Consider the following 15,701-nt stretch of genomic DNA (forward strand, 5'->3'; position numbering starts at 1 on the left):
CAATAACATAAAAAACACCAAATAGTAAATTAAAGTTCTATCTCTCCTATTATTTTTTAATTTTATAAAGATAAAAAAATCATTTGTTTTACTTATATTAAAAAATAAACAAATCGAGATAAATTAGAAAAACTTAATAGATTTTTTATTTTATTCATGTTATTTATTAACGCTAAATAAAAGCAATGACTAAGCTATTGTTGATGAAACAAAATGCTATTCAGGGATGCTTCTTATTCAAACAAGTTATGAATATGTTTTACATGGTATGTATTTTGCTTAGGAAAAGCAGACTTATTCAACAAACTTTTACTTCGTCACTTCATAAGGATATTTTCGATGTTGACTAAAACTGTTAAATCTTTAGGTTTAGCGATGGGCTTATTAGCCTGCTCTCTCCCACTTTATGCAAAAAATAATGTTGTTGTTGTTGCAACTGGCGGTACTATCGCTGGTGCTGGCGCAAGCTCGGCAAACAGTGCAACTTATACTGCTGCAAAGGTTCCTGTTGATACGCTAATCAACGCAGTTCCACAAATCAAAGATTTAGCAAATGTAACTGGTATTCAGGCATTACAAATCGCTTCTGAGAGTATTACTGATAAGGAATTATTAGAAATTGCTCGTCAAGTTAATGAACTTGTTAAAAAGCCATCTGTTAATGGTGTCGTGATTACCCACGGTACAGATACTTTAGAAGAGACAGCATTTTTCTTAAATTTGGTTGTTCATACTGATAAACCAATTGTACTTGTTGGTTCAATGCGTCCTTCAACTGCTCTTTCAGCAGATGGTCCGCTTAACCTTTATAGTGCAGTTGCTTTGGCAGCTTCCGATGATGCAAAAAATAAGGGCGTTATGGTTCTCATGAACGATTCTATTTTTGCTGCACGTGATGTAACTAAAGGCATTAACATCCATACAAATGCTTTTGTTAGCCAATGGGGTGCTTTAGGTACATTAGTTGAAGGCAAGCCGTACTGGTTCAGACAATCTGTAAAACGTCACACCAATGCTTCAGAATTTAATATTGAAAATATTAAAGGCGATGCACTTCCAACTGTACAGATCGTTTATGGTTCGGACTCTATGCTTCCAGATGCATATGAAGCATATGCAAAAGCTGGTGCTAAAGCGATTATTAACGCTGGTACAGGTAACGGCTCTGTACCAAAATATATCGTACCAACCTTACAAAATCTTCACGACAAAAACGGTATCCAAATTATCCGTTCGTCACGTGTTGCACAAGGTTTTGTATTACGTGATGCAGAACAACCTGACTCTAAATATGGTTGGGTAGCAGCACATGATTTAAACCCACAAAAAGCGCGTCTTCTTGCAGCCTTAGCTCTTACTAAGACGAATGATACGAAAGAAATTCAACGCATGTTCTGGCAGTACTAAGCTTTTCAACCAGTCCAAACATAAGGTTTGGACTGGTCCTATTTAATAAAAACAAGCTCTTTTATATTAAATCTGTACAATAGATGTTCAAATCATTCTTCTTAAATAATAAAATCCTTAACAGTTTGCCAAAATATTAAGCATTTCGTTTTAACTTTGCGTGCTAAACTATGCTGCAGTCGTATTAAGGATTGGTTTATGCAGTTTGTTCATCTCGGTATTTATACAGAATTTTCGATTACAGAGTCGATAGTTCGCATACCTGACTTGGTCAACGCTGCGGTTAAAGACCAAATGCCAGCGCTGGCATTAACCGACCTTTCAAACCTGCATGCAGCGGTAAAATTTTATAATTCTTGTTTAAAAAAAGGGATTAAACCGCTTTTAGGTAGCACAATCCGCCTTGATGATGCACAACATCGTGCAACTTTACTTGCAATGAGTAATGTAGGCTGGAAAAGTCTGACCGAAATCGTTTCACGCGGTTTTATTGAAGGTCAACAACTCAGTATTCCATGTGTAAAAAAAGAATGGGTACTTGAACAGCATCAAGATATTATCGTTTTACTTGGCCAGCATAGTGATGTGGGTCAGATGCTTTGTTCATCTAACCCTCAAAAAGCAGCTCCTCTTTTAGAAGCATGGATCGAAAAATTTGGTAATCGTGTTTATCTTGCTTTAACACGTACTGACCGTCCTGGTGAAGAAGATTTTATTCAAGAGGCCGCAAAACTTGCTGCCTACTATAATGTGGGTGTAGTTGCGCATAATGATGTGCACTTTGTAGAAAAAGAAGATTTTGAGGCACACGAAGCTCGTGTTTGTATTGCTGATGGCTATGTATTAGCAGATGATCGTCGTCCACGTTTATATAGCCCTGAACAGCACTTTAAAACCTCCGATGAAATGATCGAATTGTTTTCTGATATCCCAAGTGCTATCGAAAACACCTATAACATTGCAAAACGCTGTAATGTTAGCCTACAACTTGGCACCTACTTTTTACCTGATTACCCAATTCCAGATGGTTTTACCATCGACACTTACTTTGAACATTTGTCAAAAGTAGGTTTAGAAGAACGTTTAGATTATCTTTACCCTGTCGAAAAACGTGGCGAAGATTGGCTAGAAATTCGTAAGCCTTACGATGAACGAATTGATTATGAAGTCGGTATTATCCTGAAAATGGGGTTCCCGGGTTACTTCCTTATCGTCATGGACTTCATTCAATGGGCAAAAAATAACGGCGTTCCTGTGGGTCCAGGCCGTGGTTCAGGTGCGGGTTCTCTTGTTGCATATAGTTTAAAAATTACCGATCTTGATCCTCTTCGTTACGATCTACTTTTCGAACGTTTCTTAAACCCAGAACGTGTTTCGATGCCCGACTTTGATGTCGACTTCTGTATTGCTGGACGTGACCGCGTTATTGATTATGTTTCACGCACTTATGGACGTGAAGCCGTTTCGCAAATTGCAACTTTCGGTACGATGGCAGCAAAAGGTGCGATTCGTGACGTTGCCCGTGTATTAGGTAAATCTTACGGTTTAGCTGACCGTATCTCAAAAATGGTACCTACTAAACCACTTGGTGTAGACTTAGCCACTGCTATTGAGATGGAACCTCAGCTTAAAGATATTGTTACCAATCCATCTAATCCAGATAATGACGATGCCAGTGAAATCTGGGAAATGGCATTAAAATTAGAAGGTATTACCCGAAATACCGGTAAACATGCTGGTGGTGTTGTCATTGCACCGGGTAAGATTACCGATTTCTCGGCTGTACTTTGTGATGAAGACGGAACCAGCCGTGTTGCGCAATACGATAAAGACGATGTAGAGGCAGCCGGTCTCGTTAAGTTCGACTTCTTGGGTTTACGTAACTTAACCGTTATTGAAGACGCAATTCAAAATATCAATAAAAACCGCGATAGTAATGATCCACTCATTATTTCGCATGTTCCACTTGATGATGCTAAAGCATATTCTGTCTTTGCCGATGCAAATACAACCGCGGTATTCCAGTTTGAATCCGTCGGCATGAAACGAATGCTTAAAGAAGCACGTCCAAGTAAATTTGAAGAGATTATTGCGTTCGTATCATTGTACCGCCCTGGCCCAATGGACCTGATTCCTGACTTTATTCACCGTATGCATGGTGGGGATTTTGAATATCTTCACCCCCTTCTTGAAGGTGTATTAGAACCAACTTACGGGATTATGGTTTACCAAGAACAGGTTATGCAGACGGCACAGATTTGTGCGGGTTATACACTCGGTGGCGCTGACTTACTACGTCGTGCAATGGGTAAAAAGAAACCTGAGGAGATGGTTAAGCAGCGTCAAATTTTCTTAGCAGGTGCTGCTGAAAAAGGAATTGACGAAAGTACAGCCAACCATATCTTTGACTATATGGAAAAGTTCGCAGGCTATGGTTTTAACAAATCTCACGCTGCTGCTTATGCCCTCGTTGCCTACCATACTGCATGGTTAAAAGCTCATTATCCTGCTGAGTTTATGGCAGCGGTAATGTCATCGGAAATGCAGAACACCGACAGTGTTGTATTTTTAATTGATGACTGCCGAAATAATGGCCTAGAAGTTTTACCACCATCCGTCAACATGTCGACTTATCATTTCCATGCGAGCGATGATAAAACGATTGTATATGGTTTAGGTGCGATTAAAGGTGTTGGCGAGCAAGCCATGCAGTCCGTGATTGACTCTCGTCGACAGTTTGGCCCTTATACGGATCTATTTGATTTTTGCCATCGTATTGATCTGAAAAAAATTAATAAGCGTACTTTAGAGGCATTAATCCGTGCAGGCGCACTCGATTGCTTAGGAATCGAACGTGCAAGCTTGATGGCTCAATTGCCTGAAGCTGTGCAAGCTGCCGAACAAGCACGCAGTAACCGTGAAAGCGGTATTATGGATTTGTTTGGTGAAGTTGAAGAAGTTCAACGTAAACCAGCTAAACCGGTAAAACCGTGGAGTGATGAAGTTCGTCTAAAAGGCGAAAAAGATACGCTTGGGTTATATTTAACGGGCCATCCAATTGATGTTTACCGACAAGAACTTAAAGCTTTTATTCCTGTAAAACTTAATGAAATTACGGCTACACGTCGTGGTGTTACAACAGTTTATGCAGGACTAGTGATTGACGTTGCAAACTTTCCAAACCGTGTAGTTATCGTACTAGATGACGGTACCGCTCGTATTGAAGTAAGTTGTAATCATGAACGTTTCCAACGTTTTAAAGATATTATCCAAGTTGAGCGCGTTGTCGTCTTTGAAGGCGAAATTTATGAAAGAGAAGGCTTTGATCGTCCAATGGGACGTTTGAACAAAGCCTTTACTTTAAATGAAATACGACAAAAACGTGCCAATAGTATTCAGATCAAATTAGCAGAAGAGTTTATGCAAGCTACTTTGGCAAAAGATCTGCAAAATATCATCTTGCCATTTTGCAATGTAGATATGCATCAACATATCACCTTACAACTCCTGATAGATCAACCTTATGCTCAAGCAGAGCTTCAACTTGGTCCGCAATGGAAAGTCGCTCCTCTAGATGAATTACTTGCTAAACTCAGAGATTATTTTGGTAAAGATAATATTTACATTGAATATCAAGTAAAGTCGAAAGCAGCTAAAGCAGCAGAACCTGTCCGTCCGCAAACTGTTGCCTCTCCTCCTGCAGGCATGTCCATGGACGATGCATTGGATTTATACCAAAGCGAAGTTTCTCAATATTCGTAATTTCTGGAAATCTTATGAGTTCGTTTGATCACACTACTGTGTCAAAACAGTTAGCACAAGTGCGTATTGTCATGGTAAATACCACTTTGCCTGCTAATATTGGCAGCGCTTTACGTGCCATGAAAACAATGGGACTAATTAAATTAGTTCTGGTTGCTCCAAAAACATATCCGCATCCAGATATACAAGCGCTCGCTGCTGGTGCTCAAGATTTATTTGAACATCTTGAGATTGTAGATACTTTAGAAGATGCCATTAAAGATTGCCATTTAGTGTTTGGAACAAGTGCACGTAGCCGCACCATTCCTTGGCCTCTACTTGATGTACGACCTGCAGCTAAAGAAGCCATTAAAGCTACCACTCAAGGGCAACAAATTGCGATTGTTTTTGGCCGTGAAGATCGTGGTTTAACAAACGAAGAATTAGCACTGGCCAATTATCATTTAACAATTCCTGTAAATCCTGACTATGGCGTATTAAATGTTGCGCAAGCAATCCAAGTCGTATGTTACGAACTTCGCATGTCTGCTCTAGAGCAACAAAACGTGGACCAAGATGCAGAAGAAATGTCATTAGTTCAAGGTCAAAGCATGCAATGGGATGAACCATTGGTGACTCAGCAACAAATGGAAGAGTTTTATCCTCATCTAGAAAAAATGTTGACTGAAATTGAATTTTTAGATCCAGACAATCCACGTTTATTACCTTTACGCTTGCGTCGTTTATTTGGTCGTATACAATTAGATCGTATGGAATATCATTTACTTCGCGGTATTTTTAGTCGTGTACAAGCCCTAACAAGTGGTAAATGGAAAAAAGCATTATCTGACAAGGAGGATCAACCCAATGCTTAAACAGCTTAAAGAAGATATAAAGGCTGTATTTGCGCGAGATCCTGCTGCACGCAATACACTCGAAGTTCTTACCACCTACCCTGGCATTCATGCAATTATGATGCATCGTGTCGCGCATGAATTATGGCAAAAAGATTGTAAAGGTGCAGCTCGCCTACTTTCTTCATTTAGCCGTTTTGCAACAGGTATTGAAATTCATCCAGGCGCTAAAATTGGTAAGCGTTTTTTTATTGATCATGGCATGGGTGTTGTGATTGGTGAAACTGCTGAAATTGGCGACGATGTAACGCTTTATCATGGGGTAACCTTAGGTGGTACAACATGGAAGACCGGCAAACGTCACCCAACTTTAGAAGATGGCGTGGTGGTTGGTGCGGGTGCGAAAATCTTAGGCCCATTTACGGTGGGTAAAGGTGCAAAAGTCGGTTCAAATGCAGTTGTAACTAAAGCCGTTCCTGCCGGTGTGACTGCTGTAGGCAACCCTGCTCGCTATATTTATAAAGATGCAGACAAAACTAAAGATAAAGATGAAGAACGTCGTCGTGATTATGCACAAAGTATTGGTTTCGCCCCATATGCGACCACGGCTGCTGATCAGTCAGACCCTATTTTAGATGGTATGCGAGTTTTACTTGATCGTATTCAGCACAATGAAACACGTATGAATAATTTATGTCAGCGTTTATCAGAGCTAGACCCTAGTTTTAAAAAAGAAAGTCAGGATCAGCAACCTTTTAGCGATGAAGAGTTAAAAATTCTTGAAGAAGTTCGTCGTGAATGCGGTGCGCAAACCAAGACATCAAAAACGTAATATTCTTGATTCATAATGTAACACGCTTACCCTTGCATGTCGGTTTAGCTTTTCCTAGACTTACCTGTACCAAATCTGACTTTACTAAAATGAACGGAAGATCCTATGAATTTTAAGCCTTTGGCATATATACTCCTTGCGACCTCAAGTTTAACCGCTTGTACAATGGCACCTGTAAAACAACAAAAAATTGAGCCTTTTGTTTTCAAGGAACCAGAGCTTACTCCTCCTTTTTATGCACTAAATCCTTTTAACTATGATCAGCCACCGGCATTTGAAGTTGCATTAAAAGATGCTGCTGCACAGCCTGTAACAAAAATGGTGGTTAATCGTCAAGATGATCCGACCAAACAGCTTACTCTCGATGTTAACAAACTCATTGTTCCGACTGTAAATAATTCACAACGCTCAATGAAATATGCAGTTTTAGCGGGTGAGAATGAAATTGACGTAACGTCTATTGATGACTTCTTACAGTTAGTAGAAGGTAAAGCACGTCACTACCCACCTCGCTTTACTGACCGTCAGGAACGTAAAGGCTTTGAAAGTAAGCTTAAAGAAGTAACACAGCAACTCGATACACTTGCTGCAAATGAAAATGCATCATTTGATATTCTACTTCGTGCTTTTAAAGCAAGTGTTCTTGCACGTAACCTTGATTTAGGTACTGTTCATACCACTAAATCTTTAGAATATGCTCAAAGACTTTTAAAAATTAATCCAGATGATGCGGAAACAAACTTCTGGTTTGGTTTTGGTTTATCTGAAGGTGGCGGCCAACGTGAAGCCATTCCATATTTAGACAAAGCCATTAAAGGTAATGTCCAAGAAGCATATCTAGCTGCAGCCAATAACTATATTGCGATGGAGCAAAAGAAAAACGCGATTCAGACATTGAAGAATTATAAAGTTAAATATCCAGATGAAGCTGAAGTTGCTGATCGTTTAATTCAAGAAATTGAAAAACAAGGTCGTTGGAATGTATGGCAAGTTTTGACTAACCCGGCTATGTCTCCTGCTACTCCTACACAAACACCTAAAAAGTAAGTTTAATGATTTAAAAAGGGCTGTTTTGACAGCCCTTTTTTATATTTGATCATTTGAAAATTACTTTAAAATTTGTATGATCTACCTACCATTGAGCCACTATATTTTGACCCTAATGTTTTCAATAAAAAGAAACAAAACACTGCTGACGGTCATGCTACTCGGTTCAATTCTGAGTGGATGTCAGGTCGTAAATGTTAAACAGCAAGCTTTAAATGTAACGATTGCAAATGAACGTAATAGTATTCTTACGCAAGATAAACTCAGCGAAGCAAGCCTGAATGTTTTATCTATGTCGGGTCAGGAAGCTAAAGTTTGTACAGACACCCCTGAAACCTGTGTAAATCAACTCAAAAACCTTCCTCAAATTTTAGATGAACAATTCTTATCAGCTGCAAGTGAGATGTATCTCGCAAAAGCAATGGCTTTATCAGATAGCTCTGACTGCAAAGTAAGTAGATTTACCAAACATAAATCTGAAGAAGAACAAAAGAGTATCCAGAATAGTTATGATAACTGCTTAGACCAGCAATTAAATTTACTCGATAAAAGTATTCGTTATAGCTACGCGTATCTATTTTCAACAAAACGTCAGCCTAATGACCGTATTTTTGATAATAGACAGGTTCAAATTCGCGACTTCTATAATCAAGCAATTGCCAAAATGGTCAGTGTTTATGATTTAAGGCACCCCAAGAAAAATGTGGTTGAACCACAAATTCACATTGGTAAAAGTGTTTACTCAATTGACTTTGAGTTTCATAGACAGTTAACAGGTCAAAAATTAGAAAAATTAATTTCAAGTTATAACTTAAATTTTTCAGGTTTAAGAACTATTAACCGCCGTGATGGCTTTGGGTCTGAATTTGTGGCTGTTTTCCCGAGTTCAGGAAGCGAAGATATTAATGAATATATTTTAGATCCCCTTAAATACAATTATAAAAATGGTGTGAATCCAAATATTCATCATGCACGCTACTTAGCTGCGACGATTGTAGCTGAACCAAAACACGCAAATACTGTTGAAGAAATTATTAATAATCCTGAATTCGTAATCCGAGTTTACGACCCATATCGGACAGATAATATTAAGGTAGCTGGTAAACAATATCCTCTAGCTGCTAACTTTTCAGCGCCTTATGGTCTATGGTTAGCCGAAAACAACCTAGGAGTCGCAGCCTATTTAAGTCTGATTGACCGCGATCAGCATTTAACTATGCCGCACCTCTACATGCTTGAACCATACAATCCAAATAAGAAAATTATTGTATTAGTACATGGTTTGGCAAGTAGCCCCGAAGCTTGGATTGCGCTCACCAATGATGTTATGGGCGATACGGTATTAAGAGACAATTATCAAGTTTGGCAAGTCTTTTATTCAACTAACATGCCAATTTTGGAAAGCCGTTTCCAAATTTATGCACTACTCAAACAAGCTTTTAGTTCGCTAAACCCAAGCGACCCGGCCGCCCATGATGCTGTTCTTGTAGGACATAGCATGGGAGGCATTATTAGCCGTTTACTGGTGAGTGATGGAGATATTACTAAACCAGCCTTAGAGCTAATGACGATCCGCCAGCAAAATCGCTTTAAAAAACATCCAATGATTACTGAACGATTGCAAATGCATTCAATCAATAATTTTGATCGCGCAATTTTCTTAGCTTCCCCTCATCGAGGTACAGATTATGCAGACCGTTGGTTTACCTTAGCAGCGCGTAAAATTATTCGCTTACCGGGTGCATTTTTGTCGGCTGTAGCCACCTCTCTGACAACCGAAAATTTAGATGTTAAAGATTTCTTGAGTAATATTGACAATGGTTTGATTCAAAATGGACCAAGCGATTTAAGTCATCAATCTAAATTTATGGAACTCACAAAAGATATTAATCCACACCAAGGCTTAGTTTTCCATTCAATTATGGGAAATATAACCAAGAGCGATGATCCAAATGTAATTACCGATGGTATCGTTCCGTATAAAAGTGCTCACTTAGACGGAGCAAAGTCAGAAAAAGTTCTTCCAGGTGGTCACTCAATCCAGCTTACACCACAAGCTGTATTAGAACTGCGTCGTATTTTACGAGAACATTTAGTCGAACATGGTTTATATAAACCATAAAAAGAAAAAGAGCCAAAGGATAACCTTTGGCTCTTTCGTTTTAGTATTAAATTTTACTGCCCAGAACGGATGATGTAATCAAACGCAGAGAGTGATGCTTTAGCACCTTCACCTGTGGCAATAATGATTTGCTTGTAAGGTACAGTGGTACAGTCACCTGCAGCAAATACACCTTGAACATTGGTTTCGTTGCGGTCATTGACAATGATCTCACCACGGTTGGTTAACTCAACTTCACTGTCTTTCAAGAAGTCAGTGTTTGGCAGTAAACCAATCTGTACAAAGATCCCTGCAAGTTCTACCACATGCTCTTCATCAGTGGCACGGTCTTTATATTTAAGACCAGTCACTTGTGAGCCATCACCCAGCACTTCTGTGCTTAACGCATTCATAATCACAGTGGTGTTTGGCAAGCTATGCAATTTGTTTTGCAACACTTGGTCTGCACGAAGTTTGGTATCGAACTCAACCAGTGTCACATGCTCAACAATCCCTGCAAGGTCAATCGCAGCTTCAACACCTGAGTTACCGCCACCAATCACTGCGACACGTTTGCCTTTGAACAACGGACCATCACAGTGTGGGCAATACGCTACACCACGGGTACGGTATTCTTGCTCACCCGGTACATTCATTTCTCTCCAACGTGCACCTGTTGAAAGGATCACTGTTTTCGATTCAAGTTTTGCACCGTTTTCAAGTTCAACTTTAACCAGACCGTTTTCAGTTTGGTTGGCACCTGTGATTTTGCTCACACGTTGCAGGTTCATGATATCGACATCATATTCACGGACATGGGCTTCCATCTCGGCAGCAAACTTAGGACCTTGTGTCTTTTGCACAGAGGTGAAGTTTTCAATGTCCATGGTATCCATGACCTGACCACCAAAGCGTTCAGCCACGATGCCCGTGTTAATGCCTTTACGTGCCGCATAGATTGCTGCTGTTGCACCCGCAGGCCCACCACCAATCACCAATACATCAAAGGCATCTTTGGCATTGAGTGCTGCTGCATCTTTTTCAGCAGAATTGGTGTCAAGTTTCGCCACAATCTCTTCAAGGGTCATACGACCTTGACCAATGTGTTCGTTGTCTTGGAATACCATCGGTACAGCCATGATTTTGCGTTGTTCAACTTCGTCTTGGAAGAATGAACCGTCAATCATGGTTGCTGTGGTGTTCTGGTTATAAATGGCAATCAGGTTAAGCGCCTGTACTACATCAGGACAGTTATGACAGCTTAATGATACAAACACATCAAAGTTGGCTTTGAGGTTTAAGTCTTTAATCTGGTTGAGCACTTCATCTGACACTTTAGGTGCATAGCCAGACACCTGTAACAGTGCCAAGATCAAAGACGTAAACTCATGACCCATCGGTAAGCCTGCAAAAAACACACGAGGCTGTTCACCTGCTTTAGCCACACCAAAGCTTGGACGACGTGTATTGTTGCCATCAAAACGGGCAGTGACCTTGTCAGAAAGCTCGGCGATTTCACTCACCAGCTCTTTAATTTGAGCAGCTTTATCTGACTCATCTAAAGCAGCAACTAATTCGATTGGACTTTCTAAACGTTCTAAGTAAGCTTTTAATTGAGTTTTAATATTTTGATCTAACATCTGTTTTTACTCCAATGCATCCAAATTCTTTCAATAGATGCATAGTACGTTAAAACATAAAATAGGTAAAACAGTATGTTTTTATGTATTTAATCGGTTTTTTAGATTTTATTATTATTCACTTCAAATCAAAAAAAGCCAACCTGAACTCATCCCAGCGCAGGTCAGCAAACTGGTTAAACTAGAGTAAGACCACGCCAAATACAGCGCCAGCAATCAGGACATGCAAGGGATGAACTTTTTTAATTAAAGATAATAAAGTTGCAATGACTACCATAATAATAAGTAAAGTATTTATTGCCGCTGCCTCAGAGATAATCCAAGCACTGGCAAGCACCGTTCCAACAGTGACAGGTTGTAAAGCAAGCTGTAAAACACGGCGCCATTTTTTATCTTTAAATTTTGACCAACCTCTCATTACAAACACAGTAATAATCGATGAAGGTAAAAATTTAGCTATAGAAGTCACGAGTAGACCAGACAACCCTGCTACATGCCACCCTACCAACGGTACAATCATCATATTTGGACCGGGTGCTGCTTGAGCCATAGCAAACAGAGCACTAAATTCTTGTGCTGTCATCCAATGGTGAATATCAACCACTTGGCGTTGCATTTCGGGCAAAATCGTATTCCCACCACCAAATGCAATAAGAGACAACTGAGTAAAAATGATGGCTAAAGTAAGTAGAACTGCGCCCATTACACACGTCTCCAAATAATAGTTGAATAAAGAGCCAACAAAATTAGCATGGTCAAAAGCAAGGAGATTTTTAGAAAAGCAATACTGATAATTGCCGCCACGACAACACACATCGCTATTGGGTTACGCAACAATGGTTTCAACATTTTTAAGCCGGTTGCGACCAAAAGCCCTGCTGCTGCTGCACCTAACCCTTCGAAAAGATGCTTAACCATTAAATTATCTTGGAACTGTTCATAGACATAATGCAGAAGTACGACAATGACTGTTGGAGCAAAAATGAGGCCAATGAGTGCACTCGCGGCTCCACGGACACCGCGGAATTCCATCCCAATCGCAACAGATAAATTAATAATATTGCCACCTGGTAGGAATTGGCATAGACCAAGTAACTCAGTGAATTTTTCAGGACTTAGCCACTGCCTTTGCTCTACAACAACTTTACGTGCTAAAGGCAATACACCACCAAATCCAATTAAACCTAATGTTAAAAAACCTAAAAATAACTCTGTGCAGGACGGTACGCTCTCCTTCTGCACGGCAATCTCAACATGGTTCATTTTCGTTACTTTTCACTTTAACTGACCAAGATAGAATGATACTTTTATGATATATCTACAAATGCTTTTATTTTCACTAACCATACCCTAAAGGTATTCCTATGTTAGATTTACATAAGCTTCATGCCTTCGTGGTGGTGGTTGAAGAAAGAAATATTACTCATGCAGCAAACCGTTTGTTTATTCAACAGCCGCCTCTAACGCGTTTACTCAAGAAACTTGAACAAGAACTCGGTACTCAATTACTTATTCGTCAACCGCGTGGAATTGAACCGACAGAAGCAGGTTTAGCCTTATTTAAAGAAGCACAACTTTTATTAGAACATGCCAGACATATACCCCAATTAGTCCAAGATGTTAGCCAAGGTAAAACGGGACAACTTAATATTGGTTTTACTAGTTCAGCCGGCTTACATCCGCTTATCTCATTAGTATTACGTTCATATCGGGAAATATATCCAGGAGTACAAACCAAACTTGAAGAAGCAGGCAGTCAAAAACAACTGGACTGGTTAATTTCAGAAAAGCTAGATATTGCTTTTTTAAGAGCACCGATCAGCCGTGATATTGGGTTAAAACACTTACATATATTAGATGAGCCGATGGTGGTTGCATTGCCTATAGGACATCCTCTTACGCAAAAAGAGAAAATTAGTTTAAGTGACTTATCAGATGAGAATTTTGTTTTATACCGTCGCTCTTCTGGGCAAGGTTTATATGACAATATTTTATATAGTTGCTATCAGGCAGGTTTTAGTCCACGCATTATTCAAGAAGCGCCGCGTCCTACCGCAACATTAAATTTAGTTGCTGCCGGAATTGGCATTACTATTGTGCCAGCCTCAATGCATAATTTTTGGGATCATGAAATTATTTATCGCGAGTTTGATCATTCAATAAAACTGAATGCGCCTATTTACTTGATTACCAGAGAAAATGAAAATTCGGCCAAAGTTTCAAACTTTATTGAATTATTACAAAAACTATTACCTACAATGACTTAGTCTCAAAACACTCAATAAAAAGTGCTCTAACTAGAGCACTTTTTGGGATAAAACTTTTTATTTTTGATTTACTCGTTTTGATAGCTCTTCTGCCGATTCTTTACGCTCCGAATAGCGATTAGTCAGGTACTGTTTTTGCCCACGTGTTAATAAAGTGAACTTATAGAGTTCTTCCATGACATCAACAATTCGGTCAAAGTAAGAGGATGGTTTCATACTGCCATCTTCTTCAAACTCTAAAAAAGCTTTAGCAACAGAAGACTGATTTGGGATGGTAATCATGCGCATCCAACGTCCTAAAATACGCATTTGATTCACGGCATTAAAAGACTGTGAACCACCGCTGACTTGCATAACGGCTAAGGTTTTACCTTGTGTTGCACGTATTGCTCCGCCAGCTAAAGGAATCCAATCAATTTGAGCTTTTAAAATTGAACTCATTGCCCCATGACGTTCAGGCGAACACCACACCATACCTTCTGACCAAGTCAAAAGTTCATGTAACTCTTGTACTTTTGGATGATCAGTTGCTGCATCTTCGGGCAAAGGCAAACCTTTAGGGTGAAAAATTTTGACTTCGGCACCTAGGTATTCAAGGATACGCCCAGCAGTTAGCACAGCAAAACGGCTATAAGAGCGTTCACGGTTAGAACCATATAACAATAAAATACGGGGTGGATGTTCAAGCTGCTGTGCTTGTATTTCTTCGAATGTAGGCTTATCCAAAAGGCTTAGCTCTACATTTGCTAAATCATTATTAGAACTGTTCATGTGAAAAATACTTTTTCTTTAACCAAAGCGAAACTGAAACGAGTGAAATTAAAACCGGAACTTCAACCAATGGTCCAATTACTGTAGTAAAAGCAACCGGAGAAGCTAAACCAAATGTTGCAATTGCCACTGCTAAAGCGAGCTCAAAATTGTTACCCGCTGCGGTAAATGAAATGGCAGTCGTACGTGGGTAGTTATTCCCCATCTGTTTACTCATAAAGAAGCTGATAAAGAACATCACCACAAAGTAAATCGTCAGTGGGACAGCAATTAACAATACATCTAGAGGTAAACTCACCACATCGCCACCTTTTAAACTAAACATGGCGACAATAGTAAAGAGTAAGGCGATTAGACTTAACGGGCTAATTTTTGGTAAAAACTTGGTTTGATACCAATTCAAACCTTTTGCCTTAACTAAAACTAGACGAGTCAAGAAACCCATTAAAAATGGAATACCCAAATACACCAATACAGCATGGGTAATAGTCCAAAAATCGACATTAATGACTTGTCCTGCCACACCAAAGTACGGAGGCAAAAAGGTCAGAAATAGCCATGCATAAGTGCTAAAGAATAAAATTTGGAAAATACTGTTAAAGGCGACCAAAGCTGCAACATATTGGTTATCGCCACATGCCAAGCCATTCCAAACCAAAACCATTGCAATACAACGTGCTAACCCAATTAGAATGAGACCCGTCATATATTCTGGATAGCTATGTAAAAAAATAACCGCAAGAATAAACATTAAGACTGGAGCAATAATCCAGTTTTGTATTAAAGACAAAGCGAGTGTTTTCTTATCTTTAAACACTTCAGGCAAAGCTGCATAGTCTACTTTTGCCAAAGGCGGATACATCATTAAAATTAAACCAATCGCAATTGGAATATTAACGTTATCTACACTGAGCTGATTTAAAGACATTGATGCTTGAGGAAAGAAAACACCAATGGCTACACCTAAAGCCATAGCAATAAAAATCCATAGCGTTAGGTTTCTATCTAAAAATGATAGCTTAGATTTGGCCATGTCATTCT

At 39.4% G+C, this 15,701-nt stretch carries 12 protein-coding genes; 7 read left to right on the forward strand and 5 right to left on the reverse strand.

From position 1 onward, the window contains the following. The first annotated feature begins 339 nt into the window (after positions 1-339). The 6 genes from aspQ to SOI81_RS09740 all read left to right on the forward strand — a co-directional run bounded on the left by aspQ (position 340) and on the right by SOI81_RS09740 (position 10,003). Positions 340-1,407, forward strand: coding sequence for a type II asparaginase (gene aspQ / locus SOI81_RS09715; protein ID WP_014206524.1), 1,068 nt, complete (start codon positions 340-342; stop codon positions 1,405-1,407). A gap of 198 nt (positions 1,408-1,605) precedes the next feature. Then, positions 1,606-5,169: a DNA polymerase III subunit alpha gene (dnaE, locus tag SOI81_RS09720; protein ID WP_320540605.1), complete on the forward strand. Its 3,564-nt coding sequence runs from the start codon at positions 1,606-1,608 to the stop codon at positions 5,167-5,169. A 14-nt stretch (positions 5,170-5,183) separates the two neighbouring features. Further along, the gene (gene trmJ / locus SOI81_RS09725; RefSeq protein ID WP_320540606.1) at positions 5,184-6,023 is read left to right on the forward strand and encodes an RNA methyltransferase; all 840 of its coding nucleotides are present in this window, start codon (positions 5,184-5,186) and stop codon (positions 6,021-6,023) included. Next, positions 6,016-6,834 carry a serine O-acetyltransferase gene (gene cysE, locus SOI81_RS09730; RefSeq protein WP_016141289.1) on the forward strand — a complete coding sequence of 273 codons (819 nt, stop codon included), beginning with the start codon at positions 6,016-6,018 and terminating at the stop codon, positions 6,832-6,834. Before trmJ ends, cysE begins: the two co-directional genes overlap by 8 nt. A 105-nt stretch (positions 6,835-6,939) precedes the next feature. Further along, the gene (locus SOI81_RS09735; protein WP_016141290.1) at positions 6,940-7,881 is read left to right on the forward strand and encodes an ABUW_2363 family tetratricopeptide repeat lipoprotein; all 942 of its coding nucleotides are present in this window, start codon (positions 6,940-6,942) and stop codon (positions 7,879-7,881) included. A 115-nt stretch (positions 7,882-7,996) separates the two neighbouring features. Next, on the forward strand, positions 7,997-10,003 hold the full coding sequence (locus tag SOI81_RS09740; RefSeq protein ID WP_239975983.1) for an esterase/lipase family protein: 2,007 nt from the start codon (positions 7,997-7,999) through the stop codon (positions 10,001-10,003). Positions 10,004-10,056: 53 nt separating this feature from the next. On the opposite strand, the gene ahpF is transcribed toward SOI81_RS09740, so the two are convergent. The 3 genes from ahpF to SOI81_RS09755 form a co-directional block, all read right to left on the reverse strand. Continuing rightward, a complete protein-coding gene (gene ahpF, locus SOI81_RS09745) occupies positions 10,057-11,622 on the reverse strand; it encodes an alkyl hydroperoxide reductase subunit F (RefSeq protein WP_320540607.1) in 1,566 nt (521 codons plus the stop codon). Between the two features lie 181 nt (positions 11,623-11,803). Continuing rightward, the gene (locus SOI81_RS09750) at positions 11,804-12,325 is read right to left on the reverse strand and encodes a chromate transporter (RefSeq protein WP_016141293.1); all 522 of its coding nucleotides are present in this window, start codon (positions 12,323-12,325) and stop codon (positions 11,804-11,806) included. Beyond that, positions 12,325-12,885 (reverse strand): chromate transporter, encoded by a 561-nt coding sequence (locus tag SOI81_RS09755; protein ID WP_239975981.1) that lies wholly within the window; start codon positions 12,883-12,885, stop codon positions 12,325-12,327. The genes SOI81_RS09750 and SOI81_RS09755 overlap by 1 nt, the downstream gene beginning before the upstream one ends. 101 nt (positions 12,886-12,986) lie before the next feature. On the opposite strand from SOI81_RS09755, the gene SOI81_RS09760 reads away from it, so the two are divergent. After that, complete coding sequence (locus SOI81_RS09760) at positions 12,987-13,889, forward strand: LysR family transcriptional regulator (RefSeq protein ID WP_016141295.1); 903 nt, start codon at positions 12,987-12,989, stop codon at positions 13,887-13,889. Between the two features lie 57 nt (positions 13,890-13,946). Here SOI81_RS09760 and arsH read toward each other — a convergent pair whose 3' ends face one another. After that, positions 13,947-14,660, reverse strand: coding sequence for an arsenical resistance protein ArsH (arsH, locus tag SOI81_RS09765; RefSeq protein WP_239975980.1), 714 nt, complete (start codon positions 14,658-14,660; stop codon positions 13,947-13,949). After that, positions 14,647-15,693, reverse strand: a complete 1,047-nt coding sequence (arsB, locus tag SOI81_RS09770; protein WP_239975979.1) for an ACR3 family arsenite efflux transporter — start codon at positions 15,691-15,693, stop codon at positions 14,647-14,649. Before arsB ends, arsH begins: the two co-directional genes overlap by 14 nt. Positions 15,694-15,701: the final 8 nt, after the last annotated feature.

Origin of the sequence: Acinetobacter pittii, assembly GCF_034067285.1 — a bacterium.
GTDB classification, from domain to species: Bacteria; Pseudomonadota; Gammaproteobacteria; order Pseudomonadales; family Moraxellaceae; genus Acinetobacter; species Acinetobacter pittii_E.

Excerpts from the sequence above, each read along its gene's own strand:
- SOI81_RS09735 (WP_016141290.1), top strand. The coding sequence starts at position 6,940 with ATGAATTTTAAGCCTTTGGCATATATACTCCTTGCGACCTCAAGTTTA.
- aspQ (WP_014206524.1), top strand. The coding sequence starts at position 340 with ATGTTGACTAAAACTGTTAAATCTTTAGGTTTAGCGATGGGCTTATTA.
- arsH (WP_239975980.1), bottom strand. The coding sequence starts at position 14,660 with ATGAACAGTTCTAATAATGATTTAGCAAATGTAGAGCTAAGCCTTTTG.
- ahpF (WP_320540607.1), bottom strand. The coding sequence starts at position 11,622 with ATGTTAGATCAAAATATTAAAACTCAATTAAAAGCTTACTTAGAACGT.
- trmJ (WP_320540606.1), top strand. The coding sequence starts at position 5,184 with ATGAGTTCGTTTGATCACACTACTGTGTCAAAACAGTTAGCACAAGTG.
- dnaE (WP_320540605.1), top strand. The coding sequence starts at position 1,606 with ATGCAGTTTGTTCATCTCGGTATTTATACAGAATTTTCGATTACAGAG.
- cysE (WP_016141289.1), top strand. The coding sequence starts at position 6,016 with ATGCTTAAACAGCTTAAAGAAGATATAAAGGCTGTATTTGCGCGAGAT.
- arsB (WP_239975979.1), bottom strand. The coding sequence starts at position 15,693 with ATGGCCAAATCTAAGCTATCATTTTTAGATAGAAACCTAACGCTATGG.
- SOI81_RS09760 (WP_016141295.1), top strand. The coding sequence starts at position 12,987 with ATGTTAGATTTACATAAGCTTCATGCCTTCGTGGTGGTGGTTGAAGAA.
- SOI81_RS09740 (WP_239975983.1), top strand. The coding sequence starts at position 7,997 with ATGTTTTCAATAAAAAGAAACAAAACACTGCTGACGGTCATGCTACTC.
- SOI81_RS09755 (WP_239975981.1), bottom strand. The coding sequence starts at position 12,885 with ATGAACCATGTTGAGATTGCCGTGCAGAAGGAGAGCGTACCGTCCTGC.
- SOI81_RS09750 (WP_016141293.1), bottom strand. The coding sequence starts at position 12,325 with ATGGGCGCAGTTCTACTTACTTTAGCCATCATTTTTACTCAGTTGTCT.